The sequence below is a fragment of the Nonomuraea turkmeniaca genome (assembly GCF_005889735.1).
In the GTDB taxonomy this organism is placed as follows: Bacteria; Actinomycetota; Actinomycetes; order Streptosporangiales; family Streptosporangiaceae; genus Nonomuraea; species Nonomuraea turkmeniaca.
In genome coordinates, this window is the sequence record NZ_VCKY01000352.1 from 1 (window position 1) to 8,139 (window position 8,139).

Below are 8,139 nucleotides of genomic sequence, written 5' to 3' on the forward strand. Positions count from 1 at the left end.
CAGCCCCACCACCAGCAACACCGCTTCCTGCAGCGCCCAACACGAAGGAACCGACTTTGACGACCGAACGCGTCATCCGCGACCACCTTGACCGCCACCCCGTCACCCGCGCGGGAGACTCCGCCTCCCACCGCTTTCTGATCCGGCTGCACGGCGGAGAGAACGCCTGGAACCCTTCCGACGACGACCTGCCGTTCGCGGGACCTGCCGTCATCTCCTACGAACGAAGCCGCGCCACCAGGATCGTCACCGCAGAGGCGTTCCTGGACATCCACAGAGGATGGAGCGTACGCGCGCACCTCCACCAGCTCCGCCAGGCCGGCATCGCCGCCGAGTCGGTCGTACGCGTTGACGAACACGGCGCCAGCTTCTACGGCGTGCGCCTGATGCCCGAAGCTCCCGCCACAACTGACGGCACCGGCACCGGTCGGCGCGATGAGCAACCTGAAGAACCCGATCGGAACACGTGCCCAGGCTGCGGCGAGCGCTGCGACATCATCACCCGCGGCGACTCCTACGGCACCATTGTTATCTATAGCTGATCATCGTTTGCGCAGGTGAGAGCCCTGCGTGTGGTTCAGACATGTGAGGCACGTTCTCAACGCTCGCAGGTCTGGGGTGGAACCAAGGCGTGATGACAGCACGATGACCGCTCAGTGTTCACGATCAGCCGGGGACCGCCGCAGGTCCTTCCTCCGGGAACGGCCCGGTGGCTGCGGCATGAAACGTCAGCTGCCGGAGTAGCTGGTGGGGATCACTGATAAGCCCTGGGTTTCGTTCGAGGAAGATCAGCTCTCGTTGGCTCAATGTCCGCGATGAGATCGTTCCACCGGTCTTGAGGATCATGACGGAGCCGATCATGAGCACCGCGCTGCCAGTGCCCTCCAGCGCCTGGATGAGCTGGGCCACGGCCTCAGCTTGCGCCTGGTCCACCCGGGACTGCGCTTCGTGAAGATGCTTGAGCTGCAGAGCGCGATGGACTTCGTCGGCGAGCTGCTTGGTGGGCTCAGCGGCAGCTGTGTCGCGAACGATCGCCCGTAGCCTTCGAAGCCACGATCCGTGCATGGCCGGTGCCGCGTCGGAGACGGGAAGGCCGAACTCATCGAGAACGATGTTCAGCGCCCGCTCGACGTCCTCGTGCCCGGTCTCGTCCGTGAGATAGATCAAGACAGGGATCGTGTCGCCGCGAACGCGGGGCAGGATCACGGGAACGCGTTGCTGTTCGGTCACGTGTCGCTGGAAGGCGTAGTGGATGCTGTCGCCGACCGCGCGTTCCACCGGGTTCATGTTGTGAGCGACGCGCGCCGAAAAGTCCGTTGGGGGGACAAGGCCCAGCAACGCCAGCCAGGCGTTGATCCAGACGCCGACATCCGCCTGCACTGCCTGCAGGACGAGGATCCCCTCAGCGGAGATCAGTGGAGTCCTGCCATCCACCACGTTGGCGACCTGCTCGGCGGTCAAGTAGCGGGAGCGCTCGGCGATCTCTTCGAGCTGCTCGCGGGAGCCGATATTGAACCGCTCGATGCACCAGTTGCGGAACGTTATCCCAAGATCCCTGGTCATCTTCTCGCGGGTCACATCATCGGATTGGCCTGCCAAAGCGATCCCTCCTCTTCCGTCTTCGGCCTCGCCTGAAGGGTCTTCCAACGGCATCACGCAGGGCGTGCGGAGGTCTAGGCATGATCCGGTGCTATGCCGGTTAGGACTGCTTGTCGCGGTCGGAAGCGGGGTGGGTGTCGGCGCGGTCGGGCAGGTTGCCTTCGCGGATCATGCGGCGCAGGCTGGTCCGGGCGGCGGCCAGGTCTTCCTCCAACGCGGGGACTTGCCGGCTGAGGGCATCGCGCTGGACCGTCAGCCTGTCCACTTCGCCCAGCAGATGCTCGTTGTGCCGGGTGAGTTCGTCGATGCGGTCGATCAGGTCCTGTCGGCCGAGCTGGTCCAGGCGAGCGCCCAGGGCGCGCTGCATCCCGGCGCGGAGCGCGTCGCGTTCCTGACGGAGCCGGGTGATCTCGGCTCGGGCCAGGGCCAGATCGGTGCGCAGCCCGGTGGCGGGAACCTCCGGGCTGGCCTGCGTGGAAGGGCCTGGCGTGGCGCGCTGGCGATCACGGGCGGCCAAGACGGCTTCCTTGACGCCCGGCGCGTAGACGAGCCAGGTGGACACGTCGGCGCGTCGGGCGACGGTGGCGAAGGTGATGGGCTCGCCGGCCGCCTCCAGTTCCTGGACGGCTTGAAGGGCGCGCTGCCGCTTGTGTTCGCTGTCGGCCCGGCGCGCCTGGTGCATGCCGTCGGTGGAACGGGCGCGCGCGGTCATGGCGCGGCCGGCGGCTGGGTGACCTCGACGATGGGCAGCAGCCGGCCGCGGGCGGCCCGGGATCGGCGCAGCACCCTGCCGGCCTCCTCGACCTCGCGCCGCTCGTCGGCGGGCAGCGTCGCCAGCGATTCCCGCATGATGTCGGCCACCTGCCCGAACGCGGTGATCTGGTCGGTGAGGTTGCGGATGACGAAGTCGTCGACGTCCAGCGCGGTGGCCGTTTCCCGGTCGGCGCGCAGGCTGTTGAGGTGCTCCTCGATGGCCGGCAGGTAGGAGGGGTCGGGCCGGTAGAAGCCGCAACCGGCGCACTGGAAGCGGATCGGGCACTGCTGGCCGCCGGCCTTGACGTTGCTGGGTTCGGTGCAATTGCCGAACGGGACGGCCACCGAGCGCAGATCGAAGGCGGTGGCCGAGCCGAAGGCGGCCGGGTGCCCGTTGCGGTCGATGACGTGGCGGCTGAGCGCTTTCATCGCCTCGCGCTTGCGTTTGGCGGTGACCTGCTCTGGCCCTGCGTGACCTGGGCGTTTTTGTGGTCCATGAGGTCCCGGAGCACGTCGAGGGGGACGCCGGCGTCGGCGTGTCTTTGGGCGTAGGCATGCCGGAATCCGTAGGGGAAGATGAGCGCCCGGTCGAAGGGCAGCGGCCTGCCGTCCGGACCGGGAACCTCGCTGTCCAGACGCGGGATGGCGTCCGCCCACTGGCGCACGATGCGGCTGATCGTCGGCGGGTAGAGGTGTGGCGTGCCGTTGCTGTCGCTGATCGCCGGGAACAGCCAGTCGCGGCTGATGGCGGGGATGGGCAGGCGGGTGACCTGCTGTCGCCAGTCGAGGATCTGCCGCGCCAGGTCCTGAGTGATGGGCAGGCGGCGCCGTAGGCGGCGGGCCTTGCGGTTGTCGTAGATGAGGCTGTACTCGCCGTCGATGACCTCGACGCAGTCCCGCGTGAGGGCGGCGACTTCCAGGGGTCTGCGTCCGGTGTCCCGCAGGATCACGTAGATCATCCGGCACATGGCCCGGACGTCGTCCTCGGCGAGCCGTCCGTAGGGCAAGCCGCGGCCCAGATCGTCGATGTGGGCGTCGAGCTGGCGGATGACGGTCTCGGGGATGGCCTTGCCGATCTCGTCCTCGTTCTCCTCGACGTTCGGGATGCGGTGGTGGGAGTTGCGGGCGAACGCGCCGGGGACGGCGTCCATCAGACCGGCGGCGCGGCCGAAGTCGAGCAGGACATGGAAGTGGCTGAACATGATCTGGCGATACTTGGCGCGGTAATGCTCGCCGGAGTCGCCGGTCAGGTTCTTGAACGCGTGATAGATCGCGGTCATGTCCGCGTAGTTCAGCGCCGCGGGGTTGTGCCCGCCGTGCGGGCGGAGCTCCAGTGCGCGTGAGGCGATCTTCGCCGCTCGAAACCATCGGTTGAGCGTGCGGCTGTCGGGGTTGGTCGCCCGGGCCCACTCCATGACGACCTCGCGCAGCCATGCCTGCCGGATCTCGGCGAAGTTCTTGCTGCCGCGCTGCTGCCGGCGGCCCGTGCGGGAGACCGGCGACCGCAGACCCACCGCCACCAGGTCCCATTCCAGGCGCGAGGTCGGATCGACACCGCGGAACCGATCGATCGCCCGGCCGATGATCACGGCCATCTCGCGGACGAGGAAGATGCAGTTGTCCGTCTTGCCGACCGCTTTCTCCAGGGCGTTCATGTCGGCGCGCGTCAACGTGCTGATCCCCAGGCGTTCGATCTCCCTGATCACGCGCTTGATGCTGCCGGGCTCGATCTTCCCGCCGTGGGCCTCTCGGGCCTGCAGGCAATGCAGCACCTCGTCGCGCACGAGTTCGTTCAGACCGATCAAGGAGAACTGGGCGCCGCTGAGGCGCTGCATCTGCTGGCGCGCCCACGTCGGGGCATCGTCCGTTCCACCGGCCCTGATGAATCTGCGCCACTTGCCGTAGTGCGAGTGACACAGGCCGGCGCTCCCGCAGGGCGCGATGTCGCAGCTGGTGACGACGCACTTTCCGGCATCACCCAGCTCGTCGGTGAACGAGGTGGCGCACGTGGCCAGCCACTGCTCGAAGATCAGCTCCGGCTCGCGGCGCTGGGCTCGCTTCCACCGCGTCCAGTGCCCGCGGCAGAGCTTGCCGCCCTGTTGCTGCCCTCCGCCGTGCGGGGGCACGGGGTGCCGTCCACGCTGACCAGGCACTGGCCCGGTGACTGCTGGGCCGGGGGCACGAAGGTCGCCTCGAAGGTCTCGCGATCCAGGCCGCTGTGGGTGAGCGCCCTCGCGCAGGTCGTGCAGAGGGCCTTCCGTTTCCCCTTCAAGATGGTGCGGCAGGCGACGGTCGCGCACTTGCTGATGGTGGCCTGGGGATGGGCCGGGTCGGCCGTGAACAGGCACGCCTCCGGATCCCATTCCCCGGGCCGCCACGGCGTCTGAACCTCCTGCCGCAGCCACGCCGCCCAGGTCGCCAGATCCAGACCGATCTCCGGCTGCGGCCGCTGCTCTGGCTGCCGGGCGAGGCTGGTGCTCATCGCTACCTCCGTGCCTGACGCGCCACCCGCTCGACGGCGTCGCGCTTGTCCTGATCGTCGACGTGGCTGTAGGGCTGCATCGACGCTGGTGAGGCGTGGCCGAGCACCTCCTGGACCACATCCCGGGGAGTGCCCTGGCGCAGCATCGTGGTCGCTGCGGTGTGCCGGAGCAGATGCGGCCAGACCGCGATCCCGGTGGCCTTGGCCAGCCGGTCGAACATCGCCTTCGCCGCTGGATAGCTCATCGCCCGGCCCAGCGGCGGCCGGTAGAGGTTGACGAAGACGAACGGGTTCTCGTCCTCGCCCAGCAGCTGCCAGCGCTCGTGGGTGTAATCGGCGTAGAAGTCGATCACCGTCTCCGGCACCGGGATGGAGCGCGGGTAGCGGGACTTGGCCAGAGCCCCGTTGCAGTTGTCCGGGCGGCGCCGGACGTGCAGGTGCGGGCCGGACGTCGAGCAGCCCAGCGTCTCGGAACTGGACAGGAAGTGCATGTCCTGGCGGTGCAGGCCCAGCGTCTCACCGATGCGCAGCCCGGTGGTGCTCACCAGCGCCACCAGGAAGCGATCGCGCACGTTGCGCGTCGCGGCCATCAACGCGGCGACCTGCTCGGGCCGCAGCCACTCGAAGGGCTTCTCGACGGTTTTCAGCTTGATCGTCCGCGACCGGACGACCCGGTGCTGGCCGTCCTCGCCGGCGTTGTAGCCGGGCGGGAGGAAGCGCAGGTAACGGGGTTCGAAGAGGTTCTCGACCACCGCCTTGTCGGCCAGGCCGTGCATCGCGCAGAACCGCAGGAACTCACACGACGTGGCCACCACCGCATCGGCGGTCGCGGCGGCTCGCCGCCGTGCCAGGCCGATTCCCCCGCGGCGACGGGACGGCATCGGCTCGTACCGCAACCAGCTCAGGAACCGCGCCAGCCCGGTCAGCCCGGCACGACGCCAGTCGGTCCGCTCCTCCTGGCACCACGACAGGTACAGGGCGACGCGCCCCGCGTACACCCGCTCGGTGTTGGGCGACCGGTCCGACGCCCTCAAAGCCGCGAGGAACGCGCACGCCTCGGCATGAAGGTCGTACGCGGCGTCGACCACGACCCACGCTGCCTCACCACTGCTGGGCAAGATCGCTCGCTCAGCAGTGAAATCCCCCATGACCTGCGACGATACAGATCAACGAGCCTCAGAGATCGAAGATAGTCGTTAGCCACGCGGAAGATCCACGTCGCACCGTACGTGCCTCATAAGGATCAGCCACATCTAGATAGCCATCGTGTCCGCCTGCTGCGAGAAGCCCATAGAGTTCACCACCGCCCGCCGCGGCGGCACGACCGCGCTCACGTTGCACGCGATCCAGGCCGGCATGCCCAACGCGGACGAGGCCGACGTCGCCCAGCACCTCATAGGGGACATCCTGGCCGCGCTGCCGTCCGCCGCATGGGGCAGCGTCCTGCAGGAGGCTGCCGGGCGGGCCGCCCGGCTCCTGTTTCCCGACGGCGCCGGAGACGTCAGCGTTCACCTGGACGGACTGCCCGGCTACGACTGAGCACCCCCGGACGCAGGGCAGCCAGTCCTGCCTTGGCACCGCCAACCCCCAATGGACATATAATTAACTATCCTGTATGTTTTTATCTGCCAGCACGGGATGAATCCGGCTGCGCTCCCCTTCCTTACCTGCTCCCGAGAGGATGCCGATGGGCGGCCACAACTTCGAGGACTACATCTCCGGCACCGACGTCGGACAGGCGTACGAGAAGGCCGTCGCCGACGCGATCGAGGAACACGGCCACAGCAGCTACAACGGCACCGTCTCCACGACCGACGGCTACCTCGTCCTGGACGACACCCCCCGCCCCCTGAACGAGGCGCTCGAGATCGCACGAAGGAAGATCGACGACCCGCGCATCGAGAAGGGCGGCTACTGCGGCGCCATCCCGGTGCTCAGCACCCGCCGCGACATCTTCGCCGCCATCCCCGCCAAGCCCGGCGGCTACCTCACCCGCGACGAAGCCGCGGACGCCGCCCTGGCCCCGCACCTGCGCGAGGGTGAGACCGTCGACCGCTACTACCTCCAGGTCGACGCTGTCCACCACGCCGACACCGGCCGGATCGTCTCCGGCAGCGTCCGCGCCCCCGTTGAAGGTGGCGAAGCAACGCACGCCGGATGGCTGTTCTTCGGCATGGCGGCCTCCTGACTTACCCCTCCGAGCTCCTCGGGCCCCGTCGAACGGCGGGGCCCTTCCCATCCCGACCACACCACGCCGTAAGAGAGGCACCCCCTCGTGAGCGTCCCGACCGCCACCCCCGTTGACGAAGCCACCACCCACTGGCACTACTACGCCGACGGCATCGACCTCGACTCCGTCTTCCAAGAGGCCACCGAGGACAACACCCACGACTCCTTCATGGAGACCGACGACGGCTGCGACCGCTGGCACACCACCATCGGAGGCACCCACATGTACCACGTCCTCAGCGACACCCTCCTGACCCTGGAGGAAGCCGTCGAACGCTACCCGTCGCTGCTCAACCACGAGAAGCTCGCCGACGGCAGCCGCTGCGGCGCCCTCCCCATCGGCGGCTCCGACCGGCGCGTCGAGGTCCCCCTTCGCGCCATCACCGGCGGCTACCGCGACGAGAACCACGCCATCACCGCAGCGCTCAACCCCGTCCTACGCCCCGGCGAAAGCATCCGCGAGATCACCGAGGCCACGTTCTACCGGCACGCCGACACCCGCACGATCGTGTCCGGCCTCGTCGGCGCCACGCTCTCTGGCGGCCAGCCCACGCACATCGGCTGGTTGTTCTTCGGCCTGGCCCAGAACACGCCGCCCCAGGACACCCCCTCCAGCGCCGGCGAATAACCCCGACGCCGGGCCCGCCGACACACGAGCGGACCCGGCCCCCGGGCAGATGTCCGCCGTTGACATGCGGTGGACATCACGGCGCGACGTAAACCCCGAAATGTGCTTGCCTCACCCCGCCAGACGAAAGGACATCCCCCGCATGACAGCCGTCACCGGCCATCCTCAGGACCTGCTACCTCTGCCTGACGGCGTCACCATCCCCACGCTCGCGTTCTGGGCCGTCCAAGCCACCACCCCCGGCAGCCCGGCCGCCACCCACCTCGAGGCGCTCGCCGCCGCAGCGCGCAACGTGTGCGGCAACCTCGCCGGCGTCGCCGACAACACGTTCGACGCGGCCGCGCTCGCCAGCCACGCCGACGAACTCCGCCAGGCGCTCACCGCCGTCACCCAAGACCTCGGCCCGCTCAAAATCTCCGTCAGCGCCGAGCAGACCAGCGAACTGGCC

General features: G+C 68.5%; 11 protein-coding genes. 5 read left to right on the forward strand and 6 right to left on the reverse strand.

Annotated elements, in window-relative coordinates; translation table 11 throughout:
* Positions 1-56 precede the first annotated feature (56 nt).
* On the forward strand, positions 57-542 hold the full coding sequence (locus ETD86_RS50635) for a hypothetical protein (protein ID WP_138673771.1): 486 nt from the start codon (positions 57-59) through the stop codon (positions 540-542).
* Between the two features lie 124 nt (positions 543-666).
* On the opposite strand, the gene ETD86_RS50640 is transcribed toward ETD86_RS50635, so the two are convergent.
* The 6 genes from ETD86_RS50640 to ETD86_RS50665 are packed head-to-tail and all read right to left on the reverse strand — an operon-like array spanning position 667 to position 5,982.
* On the reverse strand, positions 667-1,653 hold the full coding sequence (locus ETD86_RS50640; RefSeq protein WP_138673772.1) for a hypothetical protein: 987 nt from the start codon (positions 1,651-1,653) through the stop codon (positions 667-669).
* Between the two features lie 46 nt (positions 1,654-1,699).
* Positions 1,700-2,311 carry a DUF6262 family protein gene (locus tag ETD86_RS50645; RefSeq protein ID WP_211370843.1) on the reverse strand — a complete coding sequence of 204 codons (612 nt, stop codon included), beginning with the start codon at positions 2,309-2,311 and terminating at the stop codon, positions 1,700-1,702.
* Positions 2,308-2,781, reverse strand: coding sequence for a hypothetical protein (locus ETD86_RS50650; RefSeq protein WP_138673773.1), 474 nt, complete (start codon positions 2,779-2,781; stop codon positions 2,308-2,310). Before ETD86_RS50650 ends, ETD86_RS50645 begins: the two co-directional genes overlap by 4 nt.
* Positions 2,778-4,478, reverse strand: coding sequence for a site-specific integrase (locus tag ETD86_RS50655; protein WP_138673774.1), 1,701 nt, complete (start codon positions 4,476-4,478; stop codon positions 2,778-2,780). The genes ETD86_RS50650 and ETD86_RS50655 overlap by 4 nt, the downstream gene beginning before the upstream one ends.
* Entirely contained in the window at positions 4,382-4,834 is a 453-nt protein-coding gene (locus ETD86_RS50660; RefSeq protein ID WP_138673775.1) for a hypothetical protein, read from the reverse strand. Before ETD86_RS50660 ends, ETD86_RS50655 begins: the two co-directional genes overlap by 97 nt.
* Before the next feature lie 2 nt (positions 4,835-4,836).
* Positions 4,837-5,982: a tyrosine-type recombinase/integrase gene (locus ETD86_RS50665; protein ID WP_138673776.1), complete on the reverse strand. Its 1,146-nt coding sequence runs from the start codon at positions 5,980-5,982 to the stop codon at positions 4,837-4,839.
* A 118-nt stretch (positions 5,983-6,100) separates the two neighbouring features.
* Here ETD86_RS50665 and ETD86_RS50670 point away from each other — a divergent pair, with 118 nt between their 5' ends.
* The 4 genes from ETD86_RS50670 to ETD86_RS50685 form a co-directional block, all read left to right on the forward strand.
* Positions 6,101-6,373: a hypothetical protein gene (locus tag ETD86_RS50670; RefSeq protein ID WP_138673777.1), complete on the forward strand. Its 273-nt coding sequence runs from the start codon at positions 6,101-6,103 to the stop codon at positions 6,371-6,373.
* Between the two features lie 148 nt (positions 6,374-6,521).
* Positions 6,522-7,022, forward strand: a complete 501-nt coding sequence (locus ETD86_RS50675) for a hypothetical protein (RefSeq protein WP_138673778.1) — start codon at positions 6,522-6,524, stop codon at positions 7,020-7,022.
* A gap of 87 nt (positions 7,023-7,109) precedes the next feature.
* Positions 7,110-7,691: a hypothetical protein gene (locus ETD86_RS50680; RefSeq protein ID WP_138673779.1), complete on the forward strand. Its 582-nt coding sequence runs from the start codon at positions 7,110-7,112 to the stop codon at positions 7,689-7,691.
* Positions 7,692-7,833: 142 nt separating this feature from the next.
* On the forward strand, positions 7,834-8,139 hold a 306-nt coding region (locus ETD86_RS50685; RefSeq protein ID WP_138673780.1), incomplete at its 3' end, for a hypothetical protein.